Origin of the sequence: Micromonospora sp. NPDC049799 (assembly GCF_040656655.1) — a bacterium.
GTDB lineage: Bacteria > Actinomycetota > Actinomycetes > Mycobacteriales > Micromonosporaceae > Micromonospora.
The window spans coordinates 1-1,704 of record NZ_JBFAMU010000776.1; the positions used below are offsets into that span (position 1 = coordinate 1).

Consider the following 1,704-nt stretch of genomic DNA (forward strand, 5'->3'; position numbering starts at 1 on the left):
GCTGTCCCAGTCGACGTGCGGGGTGGGCGCGTCGATGTGCAGCGAGCGGGGGAGCTGACCGTGCCGGAGGGCGAGGACCATCTTCATCACCCCGGTTCACGCGGTGCCGGCCCTCCGATGCGGACGGTTCCGGTCGTGGCGGGTGGATGTCGCGCGGCTGCGGCACCCAACCGCCGACGCGCAGGCCAGGAGTGTCGGCCTGGCTGTCGTCGAAGTCCGGTGAGTCGGTCATGGCCCCGATCCGACACGGGCGGTGCCGCTCGAACGACGGCACGGGTCCCTGATTATCTGCGCGGAATGGTGCCGCCGGTCAATGGTTGCGCTCGTCGAACCATTCTCCACGCGGGCTGTTCGGACCGGCCCGTCTGGCCTCGGGGGCCGTCCGGTCAGGGATCGGATCCGCGCCGCGAGTCGGCGTAACGACGAAGGCGCCGCCGTCGCTACCGACGGGTACGCGGGCAGCCGGCCATAGCAGATCATCGTCCTTTTCGGCGGTTGTCCACAGGGGGCTCCGTTGTCCACAGGCGGCTCCGCCGGGGCGGCGAGCGGCACCGACGGCGAGAAGTGTTGCGCCTCAGCAACCCGAGTCGACCGCTGGAGGCCGCGATGCCACCCCGTACCTCCGTTCCGCCGCCCCGCCGCCTGCCGCTGATCGTCACCTCGGACGGTGACCTCCTCGACGACCTGCTGCGGCTCGCCGCTGCTGGCGGCGTCACGGCCGAGGTCGCCACCGACCCGGCCGCCGCTCGGTCGCGCTGGCAGTCGGCACCGCTGGTCCTGGTCGGCAGCGATCAGGCCCGATCCTGCCTACGCGCCCGGCTGCCGCACCGGCACCGGCTGGTGCTGGTCGGTCGCTCCGGGGACCTGGACCCGGGCTGGGAGATTGCCGAGCTGGTCGGCGCCGAGCACGTCGCCGTGCTGCCCGCTGCCGAACCGTGGCTCGTCGACCGGTTCGCGGAGTGCGGGGCGGACGCCCCGGGTGTCGGTGCCCGACTCGTCGCGGTCCTCGGCGGGCGAGGTGGAGCGGGCGCGAGCGTTCTCGCGGGTGGCCTCGCCGTCACGGCCGCCCGGGCGCGGCTGCGGACGCTCCTCGTCGACGCCGACCCGCTCGGTGGTGGCCTTGACCTGGTGCTCGGCTGGGAGCAACTGGACGGGCTGCGCTGGCCCGCGCTGACCGACGCCGAGGGACGCGTCGACGCGCCGGCCCTGGTCCGGGCGCTGCCCCGACGCGGTGACCTGGTGATGCTCTCCTGGGACCGGGGCGATCCGCTGCCACTGCCCGCCGAGGCGATGGCGGCCACCCTCGACGCGGCCCGGCGGGGGCGTGACTTCGTGGTCGTCGACCTGCCCCGTCGGCTCGACGACGCGGCGGTGACCGCGCTGCAGACCGTGGACCGGGCCCTCGTGGTCGTACCGGCCGAGCTGCGGGCGACCGCCGCGGCTGCCCGGGTGGTGGCTGCCGCCGCCCCGCACTGCGCGGACCTGTCGGTGGTCGTCCGCGGGCCGGCTCCGGGTCGACTCAAGGCCGCCGAGGTGGCCCGGGCGCTGGGCCTGCCGCTCGCCGGGACACTGCGACCTGAACCGGCGCTGTGCCGGGGACTGGAACGCGGCGAGGCGCCGGCCGCCGACGGGCGAGGGCGGCTGGCCGCGCTCTGCCAACGGATCGTCGCGGAACTGGGCGGGGCCACCGCGGCGGGTGCGGCG

At 75.4% G+C, this 1,704-nt stretch carries 1 protein-coding gene; it reads left to right on the plus strand.

The features are described from left to right. Positions 1-606 precede the first annotated feature (606 nt). Positions 607-1,704, plus strand: a 1,098-nt coding sequence (gene ssd, locus AB0I76_RS29365) for a septum site-determining protein Ssd (RefSeq protein WP_357042236.1), incomplete at its 3' end; no start/stop codon positions are given.